The organism is Methylotuvimicrobium alcaliphilum 20Z (genome assembly GCF_000968535.2).
Taxonomy (GTDB): domain Bacteria; phylum Pseudomonadota; class Gammaproteobacteria; order Methylococcales; family Methylomonadaceae; genus Methylotuvimicrobium; species Methylotuvimicrobium alcaliphilum.
The window spans coordinates 1231685-1250348 of record NC_016112.1; the positions used below are offsets into that span (position 1 = coordinate 1231685).

General features: G+C 46.8%; 12 protein-coding genes. 6 read left to right on the top strand and 6 right to left on the bottom strand.

The features are described 5' to 3' along the window. Positions 1-323: 323 nt before the first annotated feature. Entirely contained in the window at positions 324-1769 is a 1446-nt protein-coding gene (locus MEALZ_RS05340; RefSeq protein ID WP_014147588.1) for an HDOD domain-containing protein, read from the top strand. A 747-nt stretch (positions 1770-2516) separates the two neighbouring features. Here the strand turns inward: MEALZ_RS05340 and MEALZ_RS20625 are convergent. Then, positions 2517-2927 carry a hypothetical protein gene (locus MEALZ_RS20625; RefSeq protein ID WP_014147590.1) on the bottom strand — a complete coding sequence of 137 codons (411 nt, stop codon included), beginning with the start codon at positions 2925-2927 and terminating at the stop codon, positions 2517-2519. A 518-nt stretch (positions 2928-3445) separates the two neighbouring features. Between MEALZ_RS20625 and MEALZ_RS05350 the strand changes: the two genes are divergently transcribed. The 3 genes from MEALZ_RS05350 to MEALZ_RS05360 all read left to right on the top strand — a co-directional run bounded on the left by MEALZ_RS05350 (position 3446) and on the right by MEALZ_RS05360 (position 8239). Next, complete coding sequence (locus MEALZ_RS05350) at positions 3446-3715, top strand: hypothetical protein (RefSeq protein WP_014147591.1); 270 nt, start codon at positions 3446-3448, stop codon at positions 3713-3715. Between the two features lie 495 nt (positions 3716-4210). After that, a complete protein-coding gene (locus tag MEALZ_RS05355; protein WP_014147592.1) occupies positions 4211-5245 on the top strand; it encodes an IS110 family RNA-guided transposase in 1035 nt (344 codons plus the stop codon). A gap of 309 nt (positions 5246-5554) precedes the next feature. Further along, positions 5555-8239: a bifunctional acetate--CoA ligase family protein/GNAT family N-acetyltransferase gene (locus tag MEALZ_RS05360; RefSeq protein WP_014147593.1), complete on the top strand. Its 2685-nt coding sequence runs from the start codon at positions 5555-5557 to the stop codon at positions 8237-8239. A gap of 196 nt (positions 8240-8435) precedes the next feature. Here MEALZ_RS05360 and MEALZ_RS05365 read toward each other — a convergent pair whose 3' ends face one another. Beyond that, positions 8436-9407 (bottom strand): alpha-E domain-containing protein, encoded by a 972-nt coding sequence (locus MEALZ_RS05365; protein WP_014147594.1) that lies wholly within the window; start codon positions 9405-9407, stop codon positions 8436-8438. Further along, the gene (locus MEALZ_RS05370) at positions 9407-10858 is read right to left on the bottom strand and encodes a circularly permuted type 2 ATP-grasp protein (protein WP_014147595.1); all 1452 of its coding nucleotides are present in this window, start codon (positions 10856-10858) and stop codon (positions 9407-9409) included. The genes MEALZ_RS05365 and MEALZ_RS05370 overlap by 1 nt, the downstream gene beginning before the upstream one ends. 842 nt (positions 10859-11700) lie before the next feature. On the opposite strand from MEALZ_RS05370, the gene MEALZ_RS05375 reads away from it, so the two are divergent. Continuing rightward, positions 11701-12483, top strand: coding sequence for an oxygen-binding di-iron domain-containing protein (locus MEALZ_RS05375; RefSeq protein ID WP_014147596.1), 783 nt, complete (start codon positions 11701-11703; stop codon positions 12481-12483). Further along, a complete protein-coding gene (locus MEALZ_RS05380; protein ID WP_014147597.1) occupies positions 12473-14653 on the top strand; it encodes a putative bifunctional diguanylate cyclase/phosphodiesterase in 2181 nt (726 codons plus the stop codon). Before MEALZ_RS05375 ends, MEALZ_RS05380 begins: the two co-directional genes overlap by 11 nt. A gap of 108 nt (positions 14654-14761) precedes the next feature. Here the strand turns inward: MEALZ_RS05380 and MEALZ_RS05385 are convergent, their stop codons facing one another. From MEALZ_RS05385 to MEALZ_RS05395, 3 genes are all read right to left on the bottom strand, one after another. Then, entirely contained in the window at positions 14762-15976 is a 1215-nt protein-coding gene (locus MEALZ_RS05385) for a glycosyltransferase family protein (protein WP_014147598.1), read from the bottom strand. After that, positions 15969-16793, bottom strand: coding sequence for an HAD-IIB family hydrolase (locus tag MEALZ_RS05390; RefSeq protein WP_014147599.1), 825 nt, complete (start codon positions 16791-16793; stop codon positions 15969-15971). Before MEALZ_RS05390 ends, MEALZ_RS05385 begins: the two co-directional genes overlap by 8 nt. A 636-nt stretch (positions 16794-17429) precedes the next feature. Then, positions 17430-18602: an EAL domain-containing protein gene (locus tag MEALZ_RS05395; RefSeq protein ID WP_046061006.1), complete on the bottom strand. Its 1173-nt coding sequence runs from the start codon at positions 18600-18602 to the stop codon at positions 17430-17432. Positions 18603-18664 lie beyond the last annotated feature (62 nt).

An 18664-nucleotide genomic window follows, 5' to 3' on the forward strand; every position in this document is an offset into this window, starting at 1 on the left:
AAGGATGCCGTGAACCTAGCACCTAAATTATCTAAGACTATTAACCATGGCCAATGGGCTAGGGAACTTAGGTGCTGGGTGAATACATCCATGTAGGCTCTATGCCAGCTCCATGCTGGCCCCTCACCTAGCGTTAGGTGAGGGGCCGAATACCCCGGTGCCTACTTAGGCACTGCCGAAATTTGAAGTGCTAAAGGTATATTTATCGCTAATTGAGATTTTTCGTTATTTTGGTGTGTTTCGCGGGAAAAATGCTTTTTTTGGGATAATGCAAACCCGTCGGCCTATTCATATAATAAAAATGTTTAACATATGACCAAAGCATGAAAAAACAGGATGCTGAAATTAAAGGCGAGCCTCGATCGCTTGAGGATTGGACAGCAGTATTGCGCGATCGGGAAATGCCGGTATTTTCAGATACCGTGCAGAGTATCAACTACATCATAGAAGACGAAAAGAAAGGCGCGATGGAACTTGCCCCTGTGATACTTCAAGATCCAAATTTAACGGCAAAACTATTAAAGCTAAGCAACAGTATCTATTACAACCCTTCGCGAAAACAGATGGTGACCGTATCTCGAGCTATTGTGATTCTCGGTATCGAGGTCATTCGAGAGCTGACACTGGCTTGCTCGCTTTTTGAAGCGATTTTGTCGCCGAACAACAGGCGCCGCGCCAATGAAGAAATCGCCAAGGCTATTCATGCGGCGGTTCAAGCCAAGGCTTTGGCGATCGCGGCGAAAGATCCTTCGCCCGAAGAGGTTTTTATCGCGGCGTTGCTCAAAAATATAGGAAGCATAGCCTTTTGGTGTTTTTGCGGAGCACAGGGCGATAGAATTCAGGCTTTGCTGAAAAACGGCCTAAGCAACGAAGCAGCCGAGAAGCAAGTGCTGGGTTTCAAGCTGGCTGATTTGGATATTTCATTGTGCAAGACTTGGAATTTAAAAGGCTTAATCGAAGCGGCTATTAAAAAAAGCACCAGGGACGTCGATCCGCGGGTTAAATTCGTTCGCATCGGCTGCGAAGTCGTCGAAGCGTTACGAGAAGGAGTCGGTACGCAAAATTATTACGCCTGTGTCGAAAAAATCGAGGCAATGACCGGACTGTCGAAAGAAGCGATTGAGGCGAGTCTCCGTAAAAATACCGACATTGCGGCAAATATCGCTTGTCATTTCGGCGCAACGGAGGCTTCGAATTTTATTCAGCATAATGTTCGACAAAATTCCGAAGCGAATGCGTCGGCGCAAAATGTGGATCGAAAAGTCTTGCAATTTCAAATTTTGCAAGATATTACCACAATATTGAGCGGAAGAATCGATATCAACCTGTTGCTTGAAACCGTATTGGAGGGTATTCAACGCGGAATCGGCATGGATCGAACCATTTTCGCTCTTTTGACAAAAGATAAAAATGCATTGTTGGAGAAAGTGGCTTTGGGTTGGCGTAAGGATAGTTATTTACAAAAGATTCGCTTTGAGCTTAGTCAATCTCCGCCTAATTTGTTTTTTCAAGCGATTACAAGTCACGAGGGTTATTGGGTAAACCCGAAAGAAAACGAATCTTTGTATAGCGCAAGCGATGTTAAGACGATCGGTAAACAGCCTTGTTTATTGATGGCTGTTTGTTCAGGAGATAAACCTATCGGCCTAATTTATTGCGATCGCGCCTACAGCAATTTCGAATTGACCGAGGATGATCTCAAGGCGTTTAAGCATTTTGTTCAACAGGCCAATATCGGTCTATCTCTCTACCGTATGCAAGCGAGGTAAGGGTTTCGTGATAAATAACGTCCTGTAATTATGAGTTTTGTAGCAGGTTCGGTAACTCGCTTGACAGTCCGGCACCTAAATTATCCAAGACAATTAATCATGGCCAATGAACTATGGTATTTAAGTGATGGGTCAAGGCGTCCTTTGGCGGGCCCCCCGGTGCCGAATTCTGATCTTCGATGGGTATGACTCTCTGATCGATATGCTCGCCAAAAAAATCACGACACCTCCTTAGAATATGGCTCTTTCTGTTCGGGTATGGGCTCTGCAGAACCGGGAAGGTATCGTCGATCTCCAGTGATCGGGTTCCGGCACGATGGCTTGTTTGCTCATTCACAAGGCGCAAGGCAAAAAAAGAGTTGGAAAATAGAATTTTCCAACTCTCAAAGCACGGAAGCATTAGGGGGAAAATTGCTTCCTATCGGCAAGAACTTAATCTGATGGGATGTTCTCCGCAATCAGTTTTTACTTATCGTACGTCAAATTTTGGTATTGGCGTATAAAAACGCCGCAGTGTTCTGGAAATATTGCTCATGCAAAATCCGCATTTCGGCTCTCCGTTGCAATCCCTTTTAGGCGAGGGTTCAAGCTCAAGCATGGTCGTTTGACGGGCGCCCCAGTGCCGAAATTCGGCTTACAAAAGGGGGCGCATACATTTAAGTGTCATCGACGGGACCAAGCTTTTATTCCCTGGCTTTAGGCAGCGAGCATGGTGTTTTAACTAAAGCCTTTTTGAATCGGGAGAATTTATAATACGATTACGGCGACAAATGCCGCGCCGAGCGAGCAACCGGAAATCATTTTGATTTTTTTACTAAACGGTAATTCCTTCCAATTTAATGTTGCCTGTTCGCGGGTTTTAAACAACCAATCCGGGAATTCGGTTTTGATGTTGAAATATAATCGTTTTGAATAATGATAGAACCAATAAGCGGCGCCAATAAACAGACCCCACATGATGTAAAAAACGATAACCTGAGTCGTGTGCCGGCTGGTATGAAAAAGATGCTCGACAATTTCATCCAATACTAATTCAAGCACTTCAAACAAGCCTATAACAAGCGATTCCAGTAACCAAAAAGCGGTTCCGGGCATGATCAGGATGGCCGCCAATGCGGACATAATAATTGCGATTTTTATATTGGTCGATAATGTCATGTCTGCTTTACCGTAAAAAATTAGTTAATCAAAATACATATCGATTTTTCGGACTGCTTTAAATTTTAAAATTCGAAAATGACTTGAAATTTGTTTTTTTGGTTCGATAGTATTGTATCGATACTTCCTTTCATCAACCTTTCACGGAAATTGGTGGCCTTCAGGATTGATCCTCGCAAGATACAGTTCATACCTTTTATTCTAAATAAGGCAGTTACACCTTTCGCACTTCAAATTTCGGCAGTGCCCGAAGAGGCGCCGGGGTGTCCGATCCCGAATTTTGATCTACGAGGGTATAAACCATGAGGCACATGAAGGATTTCAAGAAATTACCTAAATATTCCAGCTAACCTTTCGGGTGAGCGAAAGTTATACGCAAACGAGTGACAAGTTGTTGAATTAACTTTTTATTCTTCATGATCTTCATGCTGAAATGCTCTTTCTAGGTTTTGTTTTGGGTGAGTAAGTCGGTTACTTGGTAAGATAGAGGGATATTCATTAGTGGGCGGAGTAATAAAATGAAAGAAGACTTATCCAATACAGATATTTCAGTATTGAAAGCTATCGATACTTGGCATGAGCATATTCGGCCGCTATTTGAAAATGAAAATGACTGTCCCGACTGTCCGAAACGTTTTATTTATGGCTGTTTTTGTAGCTTCGAACGATTGGTTATCGAGCAATCTTTAGAGGGTTTGATCGAAAAAGGTATTTTATCCCAGGTTCAATGCACTAAGGATTCCACGGAATATTGTTACCGGGTAATGGTGAGTGTTAAGAATCAATAATGCTAAGTATTTAGAGTTTTAATGGCTGTTAGCGGTGAAAAGACGTCTGACCTTGCCTGTTACCTTTCGCACTTCAAATTTCGGCAGTGCCAGAGGAGGCGCCTGGGTGTCCGGTCGATTTTCGCTCCTCGGCAATTGCTCCTGCATTGCCCTAATACACGCCATCCGTGGCGTAATGCAAAATCGACATTCACGCCATCCATGGCGCTCACAAAGGCTTTGCCAGTATGGAGTTGGCATAGAGCCTTGTATGATTAATTTAAATGAATTTTAGCCAGGAAATACTTTAAGCTTTACCGAGTTCATTGGGAGGCCGCTTGAGCCTGAGGACTGGATTAAACCAGAGCCTGTCATGTAGATTGGCCCCCGCCCTATTCACCTATACCGCGGAGTATCTGAGGCTTAGAGCCTGCATTCACAAGGATGGTAGGTGCATACGCAGGGTCGGGAACCAATGACTAGTTTACTTTCCTTATCACAGAATAACAATTAAACATGGCAGATCAACAAATTAACAGCGCTTCACTTGACACACAAACCCGTATCTTCGCTGGCGTCGATGTAGGATCTAAAGAACTGGTTTTGGTGGTGCGCAAAAATGGCAAACCTTTCAATCCGCAGAAGTTCTCCAATACCCCAGCTGATCATGCCCGGATGGCCAAGAAACTGAACAAATTGTCCGGCATTATCGTGTGTATGGAAGCCACCGGCAGTTATCATTTCGATTTAGTCGTTGTGCTCCATGATGCCGGCGTCAAGGTAATGGTCATCAATCCCAAGGTCTCTCATAACTTTGCTAAAGTGTTGATGAACAATAGTAAAACAGATGATGTGGACGCGAATACTCTGGCGGTGTATGCCGAACGGATGGATTTTGCGCCTTGGTCCCGTCCTTCGAATGAAAAGATCGCTTTACGTTGTTTCTCACGCCGTATTAATGCACTAACCGATCAAAAAACAGCAGCAAAGAATCAATTGCATGCCTTAAGCGCAACAGTTGAAACACCCAAAGCCGTGCTAAAAGATGCACAAGCAGCCATCGATCAATTAGATAAGCGTATCGATCAGTTAACGGCTGGCGCCTTGGCATTGATCGAAAAACATCCGGAACTCAGTCGAGCATTAGTTTTGTTCACGAGCATTAAGGGTATTGCCAATACCAGTGCGATTGCCCTCATGGGAGAACTACTGATTTTGCCTGCGGATATGTCGCACCGTGAGTGGGTCAAGTTTGCGGGGCTCGATCCAAGAGCTTTTGATTCCGGCACGAGTGTCCACAAAAAAACGCGTATATCCAAGGCCGGTAACAGCCAGATTCGCGCCGCCCTGTATATGCCTGTCTGGAGCGCTGTGCAGCATGATCGCCATATTAAGGCGTATTACCAACATCTCCTGGATATGGGTAAATTACCGTTGCAAGCCTGTTGTGCGGTCATGCGTAAATTGTTACATGCGATTCACGGCATGCTCAAGCATGATAAACCATTCGATAACACGCGTTTTTATGCAATTCCGTCAATCGCTGAATAGCAGAAAAATGCCTATTTTTAACTTGATTTTAAACAGAGTATCTACATGGACGTATTCACCCAGCACCTAAATTCCCTAGCCCATTGGCCATGGTTAATAGTCGTACATAATTTAGGTGCTGGGTTCACGGTGTCCTTTGACGAACACCCCGGTGCCGAATTTTGGTCTACGATGGGTATAGACGGTTTTTCAATCAAAAGGGAGTAGAACTAACGTGGCCTGCATAAAGCATCGGACTTCAAGGCAGCGTTATAGCTGTTGCGGTCTTTAATCCTACATTCCAATCCCTCATGCTACTACGGAGCAATCATGGGTCCTCATTATCTCAGTCGATTTTTTACGCCTAAAACCGTTGCCGTCATCGGTGCCTCGGAACGCCTTGAAAGTGTCGGTCATCGAATTTTGGTCAATATGCAGGAAGCGGGTTTTACGGGCGGTCTGTATCCAGTCAATAATAAACGGAAGCAAATTTCCGGTTTGAAAGCCTACCCGAATATCGATGCGGTACCCGACAAGATCGAGCTGGCCGTTATCGCTACGCCGGCGCTGACCGTACCGGACATCGTACGGCAGTGCGGCGAAAAAGGCGTGGATTCGGTGGTGATCATTACCGCGGGCTTCGGCGAACTGGGTAGTGAAGGCAAGCGTTTACAACAAGAAGTGCTTGATATTGCCCGTCGATACGGTATCCGCGTCGTCGGTCCCAACTGTCTCGGCATTATTCGTCCGAGCGGGCATTTGAATGCGACCTTCGGCAGCGGGGTGATCAAGGACGGTAATCTAGCGTTGCTTTCTCAATCCGGTGCGGTTTGCACCGCCATTTTGGATTGGTCGCAGTCGCAGGATATCGGCTTTTCAACGGTTGTCTCGATGGGGGGGGCTGCCGATGTCGATTTTGGCGAGGTATTGGATTATCTGGCGCTCGATAGCAAGACGACCGGCATTCTAATGTATGTCGAAGGTATCCGTGATGCACGGCGTTTTTTGAGCGGTTTGAAGGCTGCGGCTCGCTTGAAACCGGTGATTTTGATTAAATCGGGGCGCCATGAAAGCGGCAGCAAGGCGGCAATGTCGCATACCGGCGCGATGGTAGGCGGCGATGATGTATTCGATGCGGCGATCGAAAGGGCCGGCGTGGTGAGGGCTTACAGTATCGCACAGCTTTTTTCGGCGGCGCGGGTACTGGCCAATAATTATGTCGTCAAAAAGAACCGTTTAGCGATTATTACCAACGCCGGAGGCCCCGGGGTGATGAGTACCGATCGTGCAGAGGAAACCGGCGTGGCGATGGCCGGGTTGAGTGCGGCCAGTCTTGATGCGTTAAATAAGGTGTTGCCGGTGCATTGGTCTCATGCCAACCCGATCGATATTCTCGGCGATGCGACGCCGGAACGCTATAAACAGGCGCTCGATATTTGTCTGAAAGACGAGAACATCGACGGCGTGCTCTGTATCCTGACGCCGCAGGCGATGACCAATCCGACGCAAGTCGCAGAACTGGTTATTGAAGCGGCCAAAACGACACGGAAACCGGTGTTGGCGTCCTGGACCGGCGGAAAGCGCGTCGAAGAGGGGCGAGCTTTGTTCGATAATAGCACGGTAGCCCACTTCGGTACGCCTGAAGTCGCTGTCGATGCATTTTCGTTTCTGGCGCAATACACACAAAACCAAATTCTTCTCAAACAGATACCTAGTGCGGAAAATGAGCTGGCGACGCCCGATATCGACGGCGCTCGCTTGATTATCGAGCGGGTATTGGCCGAGAGCCGCGAAATTCTGACGACTCAGGAATCCAAGGCGATTCTAGCCGCTTTCAGGATTCCGGTTTCGCAGACGATTAAAGTCGATAGTCCAAAGGATGCGATGATCGCGGCAGAGACGATGGGTTTTCCGGTCGTGTTGAAAGTCAACATGTCCGAATTCAGTCATAAATCCGATATTGGCGGCGTTCGCTTGAATATCTCGAGTGCCAAGGATATTTCGCATCATTTTCAGGAAATGGAGAGTCTGATCAAGCAAAAATATCCCGATATCGACAGGGTGATGATGACGGTCGAGCCGATGCATAAGTCTTTCAATGGGCGCGAACTTATGATCGGCGTCATTCGCGATCCGGTGTTCGGGCCAGCGATCAGTTTCGGATTAGGCGGAACGATGGTTGAGATTCTGCACGATAAAGCGGTGGGCTTGCCGCCCTTGAACGAATATATGGTCGAGAAGATGATTGCCAAGACCAAGGCGGCTAGGTATCTTCAGGCTTTCCGTCAATTGCCGCCGGTTAATATGAAAGCCTTGGTCAATACCTTGTTGAACGTGTCGAGCATGGTCAGCGAATTATCGGAAATAGTGGAGCTCGATATCAATCCATTGATTGTCGACGATAGAGGGGTGATGGCAGTCGATGCGCGGATCAAGGCCTGTGTTTCGCATCAGTTGAGCCCTTATAGCCATATGACGATTCATCCCTATCCGCATGAGATGATTCAGCATTATCAATTGCCGAACGGCATGAATATTTGTATTCGCCCGATTCGTCCCGAGGATGCCGAGATGGAGAAGGATTTTGTACATAAGCTATCGGAGCGCTCGAAATATTTCCGGTTCATGCAAGCGTTGCAGGAGTTGACGCCGGATATGGTGGTGCGTTTTACGCAAATCGATTATGACCGTGAAATGGCGTTTATAGCTGTGACCGAAGAACAAGACGGAAAGCCTAATGAGTTAGGCGTCGGCCGTTACATGGCTAATCCGGACGGGCATTCGGTCGAGTTTGCTGTCGTGGTCTCCGATGAGTGCCATGGAATGGGGATAGGTTCAAGGATCATGAAGACGCTGATGCAGGCAGCAAAATATAAAGGGATATCATTTTTTGAAGGCGAGGTGCTTGCGATTAACAAGCCGATGTTGTCGTTGGTTAAAAAACTCGGCTTTACGATCGAGCCCATTCACGGCGATAGTGAAGTCGTTAGAGTCGTGAAGGACTTAAGGATGTGAGATATACCCATCGTAGATGAAAATTCGGCCTCGGGATGCTCGTCAAAGGACGCCGTAAATACGTCCATGTAGGTAAAGCATTTACCGAGCACCCCGAGGCCTCCTCCGGCACTGCCGAAATTTGAATTGCGAAAGGTATAAGATTATTTGCCCTGAAGAACTTGACGGTAGTTGGGTAAATTAGATGGTTTCCGGCTCAATGGGCTTTTTGTTCTTGTTGAATGACGGCATCGTCTACCGAGTGGGCTGAAAACCAATTGTTCGCGATACGTTCGTGTAAAAAAGCCAGTTTCGTTTGTAATTGATCGAGGATATTGCGCAATTGCAATTGAGTGGTTTGCCGCGTGTCGATCGACTGCACAAAGTTTTTCAGGTCGGCGACATCTTCGGGTAGTTTATCGTGATTAGGCAACTTACCGATGGCATCGGCCATTTCGTAAAGGCAGCAATTAATCGAGCGGGGCAGCGCGCTATCCAATATCAGGTAATTTAACACGTCGTCGCCTTTGATTCGGCTGCGCACATGGCGTCGATACATTAATAGTGCATTCAAGGACTGCAACACATTCATCCACAGCAGGCTTTCATATTGACGCATTTCATCGCTGCGCGATTCCGATAGTAATAACGAACTCAAGTCCAATATCCGGCTAGTCATGTCGGCCCGTTCGATGTTTCTGCCGAGCAAAATGAAATGGTAAGGATGGTCGTGGCTCATATAGCCGGAAAGTAGACCGGTAAAGCGCTGGCAACCTTCGAGGATTTCATTCAAAAATAAAACCCTCATGCGCCGGCTCGACACCGAATCGAGATGTTTTTTAGTATATAGGTAAAGCTCGTTGACTTGTTCCCAAGCTTCGTCGGGCAATAGCTCGCGTGTCGTACGAATATTTTCGCGGGCAAGGCTTAAGCATGAAAAAAGGGAATTTCGATGGCCGGGATCCGTTAATAGGAAGCGTGTAACATTACGCTCTTGAGCCAGTTTGTAATGTTCATGAAAGGCCTCCTGACAACCATTGATATGGATCAATTGTTGCCAGCCCATCTCGACCCCTTTGGGCAGGTCCATTAATAAATTCATGTGTACGCTAACCAGGCGAGCAAGGTTTTCGGTGCGTTCCAGATAACGGGCGAGCCAATAGAGGCGTTCGGCGGAGCGTGACAGCATTAGTCGTTCTCCCGGTTGATTATCCATGTATCTTTACTGCCGCCGCCTTGAGAGGAGTTGACGACCAGCGAGCCTTTTTTGAGCGCGACGCGGGTGAGTCCTCCCGCGGTGACAAAGGTTTTTTCGCCTTGCAGTATGAACGGGCGCAGATCGATATGGCGAGGCTCTAAAATATCCTTACATAAAGTCGGCGAAGTCGAAATAGCTAGCGTGGGTTGGGCTATATAATTGCGCGGGTTTTTGAGAATGACCTTTCTAAAGGCTTCGACTTCCTTTGCGGTTGAATGAGGTCCGACCAGCATGCCGTAACCGCCGGATTCGTTAGCAGGTTTGACGACGAGTTCGGCTAGGTGCGCGAGGACATAATCGAGATGTTCGCTGTGACTGCAGAGATAGGTTTCGACATTGGGCAAAATCGGTTCTTCATTCAAGTAATAGCGTATCATCTCCGGTACATAGGCATAGACGACCTTGTCGTCGGCAACGCCGGCTCCCGGTGCATTGGCAAGTGCGACATTACCGGCTTGCCATGCGCGCATTAGGCCAGGTACGCCCAATACCGAGTCTTTGCGGAACACTTCCGGATCAAGAAAATCGTCGTCGATACGTCGGTAAATCACATCGACTTTTTCTGGCCCTTCGATCGTGCGCATGTAAACGCAATCATCATCGTCGACCATCAGGTCGCAGCCTTCGACCAATTGTGCGCCCATTTGTTGGGCCAAATAGGCGTGTTCGAAATAAGCCGAATTATAGATGCCGGGTGTTAATACCGCGATTTGAGGACGCCCGTTTTGATTCGGTGCAATCGACGATAACATTTCAAGCAGTTGTGTCGGATAGTCGTCGATCGGCAGAATATTAATGTCTTGCAATAATTCCGGAAAAACGCGCTTAGTAATCACGCGGTTTTCCAGCATGTAGGAAACACCCGAGGGCACTCTGAGGTTGTCTTCCAAAACATACATCATGCCGTCTCGGTCGCGCACCAAATCGGTGCCGCATATGTTGGCCCAAACGTTATGTCTAGGCTTCATTCCGATGCATTCCTTACGAAAGTTTTTCGAGCTGTTGATGATGTCGCCGGGAATCAGGCCTTCCTTGATAAAGGACTGTTTATCATAGACATCGCTGATGAAGCAGTTGAGCGCAGATAAGCGCTGTTTAAGACCTCGTTCGATGATGTGCCATTCTTTCGCATCGATGATCCTAGGAATGATATCGAAAGGCCAAGCCCTATCGATATTGCCTTCGTCGCTATAGACGGTAAACGTAATTCCCATTTCCATGATTGCCAGTTCGGCGGCGGTTTTGCGTTTGTCGATATCTTCCTTATTGAGTGTATTCAAGTACTGGCATAGATTGTAGCTGACCGCTCGTGGTTGAAACTCCGAATGCATCAGTTCGTCGTATGCGTTTTCGGTTTTGTAGTTTTCCCAAATGCTAGGCATAAAAATTCTGTTTCTTAAAAAGGGGGGCTAAGAAATAATAAGCATAAAAAGTGCCAGTTAATGAAAAGAAGAGGCGCTTTCCTGGTATATTTCAGAATTGAATAGTGATCAAAAAACTCACGAACCAAAGATAGGACATAGTCAATAATACACCCTTTATAATGAAATTTTGGTCTCGATTTAATAGCGTGCGCTGGCAGAGAGACATTTTTTCATTTTTAAGCACTGGCCGAATTCTATAGTTGTCTCATTATCAGTAACGGAAATTGAACTACGATCAATATGGAGGGGGCTTAATTGTCCAAAGTGATGCGTGCCAATTTATTTTTTGTCCATATTGGTGCATTCAATTCCCGTGCGTGCCAATGCGATCGCGCGAAGTAGACGTGCAAATTAGTGAACCGGTAAGCAGAATGTTACTGAACACATTGCATTTTTTGTTAAGCGTGCATTAAGGTTGCGGGTTGGTTTTTTTTATACCTTTCGCACTTCAAATTTCGGCGATGCTTAAGGAGGCGCCGGGGTGCTCGGCAAAGGCTTTGCCAGCATGGATGCTGGCATAGAGCCTACATGGACGTATTCACGGCGTCCTTTGACGGGCACCCCGGTGCCGAATTTTGATCTACGATGATGATAAGAAAGTTTCGGTTTGAATGAGGCGTTTGATGTTGCAATTTTTATCCTTGTTATTTACAAGGTTATTGGGTAGAGTTTTGATGCCGGCAAAGTTGGTGTGCGGGTTTTTGCATGGACTCTTTATAGCTTTGATATGTAATGCAAAATTTCCGCATGCTGGTTGTGATAATGGAAATTAGTAAACTATAAAATAGGAGAAAAAATTTATGCGTAACATTAAACTGTTCGATTCGGGTGAACATAAATTCGTATTATTGAATGAAAGCGAACCCGGCGAGGAGGAGGGGATTCGTTCCAATCAATATCTCGTCGTGCATGGCGATAATGGTGTTTTGCTTGATCCGGGCGGATTCGGAGTGATGCCGAGCGTGCTCACCGAATTGTTGCGCTACATCAAGACCGAACAAATTAAAGCGATTATTTTGTCGCATCAAGACCCCGATATCGTCGGCGGCTTGTCTACTTGGTTGGAGTTGACCGATGCTCCGGTATATGTATCCAGCATCTGGCTCCGCTTTTTGCCGCACTATGGTATTGCCAGCATGGCTCAATTTGTTGGGGTTCCGGATGCGGGAAAGCAGTGCCGCTTTGCTGAAGATTTTGTATTGCAATTGGTTCCCGCGCATTTCTTGCATTCAGAGGGTCAGATCAATGTCTACGACCCCATAGCCAAAGTGTTGTTCACCGGCGATATTGGTGCGGCGATGCTGCCTGTCGATGTCGAATATGAATTTGTCGACGATTTTGCCGCGCACTTACCTTACATAGAAGGATTTCACCGTCGCTATATGGTTTCCAACAAAGCCGCGCGTCTTTGGGTCGATGCCGTATCGGTTTTGGATATCGAGATGCTGGCTCCTCAGCATGGACCGGTTTATCGAGGACGGGCCGTAGCAGATTTTTTGAATTGGTTTAAGACGCTTCAATGCGGTGTCGATTTAATGACCAGAAGCGGGCATTTCGAGATGGAGAGCCGAAATGCGTCATGATTCTGGTAAAGGCGCGCCTGCTTATCCTGATCATATCGAGGATTTGCGTGTTCGCTTGATGAACCAGCTTTTTTCGCTTCTTGAAAGTCAAACGCGAACTCGAAGTTTCGCATCTTCAATCAGCGCTTTGGTGCGCCGTGTCCATGGCGAGATTCTAGAAAATTTTGAACAAGTCCTGGCGCGTATCGACGATCCTGTGACCGTTGGGATGTTCCGTAAAGCGATCACGGATTGTCAAAGCCTTGATATGGCCTTCGAAAAGCTGGTCGATGAAAGGCAGCGGCAATGGTATAAAAACGGAAAATATTTGAAATCGGTAGTCGACGAATTGGGTAAAACCACCTCTTATTTGGCTTCGGTGTTGGTTGAAAAAGGGTTGCTCGAACGGCAGAGCCAAGTATTGGAAAATATTATCTTTTCGCATGAGAAAGTATCGCAATGGAAAGAGTTTGTTCAGGAGATACTGATCGGTTTTCATGAAATTTTTCCGTTTAACTTTTTCTTTATTGCGTTTGCCGAAGAGCATGGCTTGTCTTTGTATTTTTATTACATGGGGAATTACTCCGATGCGGCAAAACAAGAAGTTCGCGGCCGTCTTGCCAAAGACATGCTCAGTCAACTTGGCTTACCGGAGAATGCGTTACTCGATATCGAAGAGTATGAAATTCCCTGTGAGTTTAATTTAATCGATGTCTGCGATATCAAGATGATTACCGTGCCGGTTCCGGATCAGGCTTACGGTTTGGATGGGCTTTTAGGCATTGCCTATGCATCGGTTAATACGTTAACGGCCCAAGAACAAGCAATCGTTCGTTCTTTGTTGTCGGTAATGGTGATGGTGGTCGGGTCTAGCAAGGTATTGAGCCGAACGCTGTCCGAATTGGAATATTATTCGATACATGATCCTTTGACCGGGATTCATAATCGCCGTTATTTCAACGATATGCTGGAATACGAGATTGGGCGATCGGAAAGGCATAAGCATCAGTTTTCGGTGTTGTTGCTCGATCTTGACGATTTTAAGGATATCAACGACTCGTACGGGCATCCATTAGGCGATGAGGTGTTGAAAATAATCGCCGAATCGATTACCTCTCATATGCGCAAGGGTGATATTGCAACGCGTATGGGCGGTGATGAATTCGCAATCATTCTGCCGGAAACTTCGCCGGAAGGCGCTAAGGTCGCGGCCGAGTCGATTCGGGCCAATTTGCAAAGCATTGCGTTCAAAACGCCGACAGGAAAGGGTTTTCATATTACGACATCGGTCGGCATCATTAGTTATCCGCGCGACATGCAGACTGTCGAAGATTTAATGTCGGGCGTCGATGTGGCGTTATATAAAGCCAAGGGCTTGGGTAAGAACGAAGTTTGCGAATTCGATGCGGCCGCACATTTGACGCAAATCATGCGCGATAGCCGTTCGTTTGTCGAAGATTTACGGTTGGCGCTTCGAGAAGAACGCATCCAGCCTTATTTTCAGCCGATTGTCGATTGCAAAACCGGTGAAGTCTTTGCGTATGAGTCGGTTGCTCGTTTAATTGAAACCGATGGAAAAATTACAGCCGCCGGTCAGTTCATTGAAACGATCGAAAAATACGGTTTGGGCCGCGAATTGGACCGGATAATGGTGCGTAAGGTCGTTGAGGCCAATAAAGCGATTATGCAGACGCAGGGCCGACCGAAACGCTTGTTCATCAATTTATCGGCCCAGGAAATTCAAGGTCGCGGTATTTTAGGTTATGCGGAGGAGTTATGTGCGCAATTGGAGGTGCCGCCGAGCAGTATCGTGTTCGAAATTCTTGAACGCGACGCAATCGGCGATATTACGCATATGGGGAAATTTCTAACCAATCTACGCAAAAAGGGATTTGCATTTGCTTTGGACGATTTCGGGAGCGGTTATAACTCGTTTCATTATTTGCGCGAATTACGCTTCGAATATGTCAAGATCGACGGCGCTTTCGTGCGCAATATCGTTAATTCCAAGATCGACCGGGCGCTGGTGCGCAATTTGTCGAATTTGTGTCAGGAGCTCGATATCCTGACGATCGGCGAGTTTGTCGAGTCCGAGGAAATCTTTGATTTACTGAAAAGCATGGGAATCAATTTCGGACAAGGATTTCATATCGGTTTGCCGCTCGATAGTTTGCCGGATAGTAAAATCTGAAGCCGGGTGTTTCGATGAAACGCAGTGGGATAGAGGGAGCTGGAGTTCGAGTCGGCTCTGCCGCTATTCCGTTCCGCTTCATCGAAGTTTAAACGGCTGGCTGCTTGGTTACTGAGTATTGTCCTTTTCGACGGCTTCGTCCAAGCGCTGCATGATGTCGGGGACTGCGCTAATGACTCGGTTCCAGCTTGGCATGAATGGGGTTTCCATTGGGTTGTCGAGAAAAGAATCGCCGGCGCGCATAATATTACGAGTAAACAATTCGACGGTTTTTTCCTCCTGGTGCCGATCCAGCTTCAATCCGTTGATACAGGCATCGTTGTAGTACGCTTCGATCGCATCTAGCGCGGTTCGGTAATAAGTCGCTTTTAGGGTTCGAAACGTTTCTTTGTTAAAAATTACGCCTTGCGTTGCCAGTTTGCGGTAAATCGCCTTGGCGATGTCTGTGCTCATTCTGGATAGTCCGAGGCTGGCATCTTCCTCCGATAGCTCTTGATGTTTGTGATCGTAAGCATCGGCAATTTCCACTTGACAGATATGATTGCTGGAGTGATTTCGGTAGATTTCGGATAGTACGCCGATTTCCAGTCCCCAATCGCTCGGTATGCGGATCTCCTTGAGACTGTCGACGCGCGTTGCGAACTCGCCGGACAAAGCATAACGAAAGCTGTCCAAATAATTGAGATAATCCATATTGCCGATGACTTGTTTTAGTGCTCTGATCAGCGGTGTGACTAATAAGCGGCAGACCCGTCCGTTTAGTTTATTGTCGGCAACCCGGTAATAATAGCCTTTGCAGAATTCATAATTAAAGCTGGGGTTGGCGACCGGGTAAAACAGTCGGGCAGGCAGTTCTCGGTTGTAGGTCAATATGTCGCAGTCGTGCAAGGCGACTGCTTCCGCTTGGCGCGATGCAAGAACATAGCCGTAACAATACCAGACGTTGCGCCCTTTGCCGGGTTCGATCGGCGCGAGTCCTTCTTCGGCAAGCAAGCGATCGATTGCTTGCAAATTGGGACCGTCGTTCCAAAGAATTTTATGGGGCTGCGGCAGTTTGCTGAAAAATTCGCGGGCATGGTTAAATTCGCTACGGTCGGCACGGTCCAAGCCGATGACAATCTGGCTTAAATAAGGAATTTCTCGTATTTGCTCGATAATATTATTCAGTGCCGGACCTTGTAGTTCCGAATAGAGCGAAGGCAATACTAACGCCATTGGCCTCTCTTTGGAAAAGGCCAGTAATTCATTCTCCATTTCGGTCAGTCGGTTATGTTGCAGGCGGTGTAAGGTCGTAATCGCACCGTTTTGAAAAAAATCACTCATGGTCGGTTCCTCCGTCGATACGTTTGAAAATAGCCTCCATCGCTTCGCGCCATCCTTCGGGGGCTTGATGTTGAGTATAGATGACTTCAGCATCAGGTTTATTTATTGCAAGAGATGTGCCTGACTTTTTGCGAATGACCGCAGCCAGGTCTGCTTGCTCGAGCATGGCTCTGTCATTTTGGCTATCGCCAAGGGCGATGCTGGTAAAGTCGATGCCATAGTTTCGATGATAGAGCTCAATCAGTTGATGCATGGCCTTGGCCTTATCGGTATTTTGTCCTTGTGCATGAAAAAATCGGCCGCCTTTCAATAGTTTTAGCCCGTTTTCTGTAAGGGCTTGTTCGAATAGCGCTAATTCAGCATTGCTGCCTTGCCAAAGCAGCGGCTCCGAGCCGGTTCTTTGTTTGGCCATTGTCGCTTTGGTCAAGGCTAAGCCGGTCAGTTTGCTGACGGCTTCGAGGCTGAGGTCGGAAAATCCGGTAAAAGGAAAGTGATGATCGGCTTTGAGTCTCTGCAGGACGGCTAAGATTTCATCGTAACCGGGGCCAAGGCGAACGGGTGTGAGTGGTGCCGTATATTCGCTAAATAAATTAGCCGGAATATAAATCGCAGCCCCATTTTCGACCACAAAAGGGTCTTTATTGTGGAGTGCTATTCGGATGTCGAGGATTTCGGGCAGCGTTTTGCTGGAATTTAGGATGAGCGGGATTTTATGGGCTGCGATTCTTGCAAGAACGCCCTTAGATGGTGCAAATGAGTAGGAGTCATGACCCAATAAGGTGCCGTCAAGATCTGAAAAAATGAGATAAGGATACATAATGGTGCTTGGTTTTCATGGATTTCCTGTCGGAGAGGGTGGGGCATCGGTTGAAAGTCGATTGATAATTCTAACCGTAGAGTTATTGATGAAAATTGTAAAGCCAGATATTGGCTTCTTGTAATGGTTGCTTTCACCCTAGAAAAAGCATTTCACCATGAAGGTCATGAAGAATTTCCTGATTCCCACGTCGGAGCGATGGGAGCGAGAAAAATTCGGCGCCGGAGTGTCCGTCAAAGGACGCCGTGCATACGTCCATGTAGGCTCTATGACAGCATCCATGCTGTCAAAGCCCATAGTTACGACCCAATCTTTAAGGCTATGTTCGCGTTAGCAGTTGAAACGGTTTTCCTTCCTACTAAATAAACCATTTAGGAACTATTCAATGATTGCTTTCCAATACACTGAGCGTGGAAGAGGGTACGATTACTCGCTTGACAGGACGCCGTGAATACGTCCGTGTAGGCTTGACGGCGGCTTTCCCTACCGCCGACACCTGTCAATCGAGCAACCGTACCCTCCTTTCAACCATTAGCGTCATATTGAAAAAAGGAAAGTTATTCAGAGTTGTATCCTTGAGTTTCATGTTGGCTTTAAGTTCAAAAGTATCAACTATTAACGCGAACATAGCCATCTTTAATCCCAATCTGCGGTAATGTCGACCAATAAGATGCGGTCGTTATCTAACCGGATTGCCAAAGTTTTACACAGTTGATCGGTGTTAAAGTCCTTGTATCTCGATGAGGCGACTGGGCGAGAGCTGGTCTCCGCTTGTTCTAATGCCAGTAGTTGATAAAAATAAGGCCGCCACGACCAATTAAAGCCGATTTGCTTAGGGTCTTCGAACCATTTTCCGAGTTTGAAATTAAAGTTTGATGAAATTTGCGTGCCTTGATTGTCGCATAGATAGAATCGGAGGATGCCGCTTTTTTCGAAAGGTTGTTCCGCGAGCTCATTTAAGTTGAAGTCATGTTGTAGTGCGTCTTGCAATTGCGCTATCAAGTTTTTTATTAAGTTAATCCGAGAGATTTTTTTACGTTCGCTCTCAACTGTTTTTTGTAGAAATTTTTTTCGTAGCGAGGCGATGTGGCGACTGTATTTTTCCGTAGGCGCGAAGTCCGGCGTAGCCTCTGAAAATAGAAAGCCCTGCATGAATTGAGCGCCGCAACGCAGACCGAAAAAAAATTCGTCGTCGGTTTCGATGCCTTCGCAAACAATTTTGCAGCCGTTGAGCTTGCCGAGCCTGGATAGCAAATGAACGACATCGCTGGCGATACCGCCTTTTACGGCCATTTTGAATAAGCGCATGTCCAATTTGATAAAGTCCGGTTTAATGGCCATGACTCTTTCGAGTTGTGAAAAACCGGTACCGAAGTCGTCAATGGCCACTTTTAAGCCGTTTTTGCGGTAAATTTTCACAGTTTCGGCGAGTTTATGTAGATCGCCTTGGGCTTCGGTAATCTCGATGATAATACGCTGTTGATTGATTCCTAATTCATCGATCATGCGGAGTGTGGGGATGGCGTGGAAGTTATCGAGTAAATCCAGCCATGCCGCTGAAATATTGATGGCAAGATAACTGTTACCGGGTAAAAGAGTGAACTTCTCGAGTGCAAGGCGTCTGACGATGCGGTCGTATTCGATGCGTTCCGTGTTGGCGATTTCAGGATCGGAAAAAAGCCCTCCGGCGGACACAATTCGGCGGTTTTCGTCGCGGCGTCTGGCCAAGGCTTCGTAGCCGACTATGTTGCCGCTGGCAGCACCGAGAATGGGTTGAAAATAAGGAAATAAAGATTGATTGTAGTCCATGTCCGAATATATAAGGTTTGCAGGGAGGGGGGGTAGCAAAGCCAATATGAACAAGCAATAGT